The organism is Caballeronia sp. dw_19, assembly GCF_018449515.1.
Classification (GTDB): Bacteria; Pseudomonadota; Gammaproteobacteria; order Burkholderiales; family Burkholderiaceae; genus Caballeronia.
Map to the genome: position 1 here is coordinate 1 of NZ_JAAVUQ010000130.1, position 368 is coordinate 368.

The 368-nt window shown below is 55.7% G+C and carries 1 protein-coding gene; it reads left to right on the forward strand.

All coding sequences use genetic code 11. From position 1 onward, the window contains the following. Positions 1 to 236 (forward strand): hypothetical protein (locus HB376_RS40640; protein WP_213769316.1); only part of this gene is annotated, 236 nt, incomplete at its 5' end. Positions 237 to 368: the final 132 nt, after the last annotated feature.

Consider the following 368-nt stretch of genomic DNA (forward strand, 5'->3'; position numbering starts at 1 on the left):
GACGACCAACCACCGAATTTGTACGCACGTGGAACCACGTCGCCAACCCTGCTGGAAACGAGGTCGCGAAGATGCGGGGGGCCGTAACCCGCGAAAATAGCTGTACAGAACGCGCAGCCAATTCACAAAAAACTGAAGCAGTAAACACAAACACGCATCAAGCTATGGCCTACAAATACGGTCGCACAGACCACGTAGCTAAGCTGTCAAAAAACCGCAGCCGTAAATACCCGTGAGGCCGTGCGGGTTCCTTAGCAATGGTGCTTGCCCGAGAGCGTACGGGGCGAAGCGTGTTCATGTCAGGATTCGCGAGAAGGAGGGGTTCAAACATCCTCCGTTCTGGCGAGCACCGTGCTTTTGGGGCACCC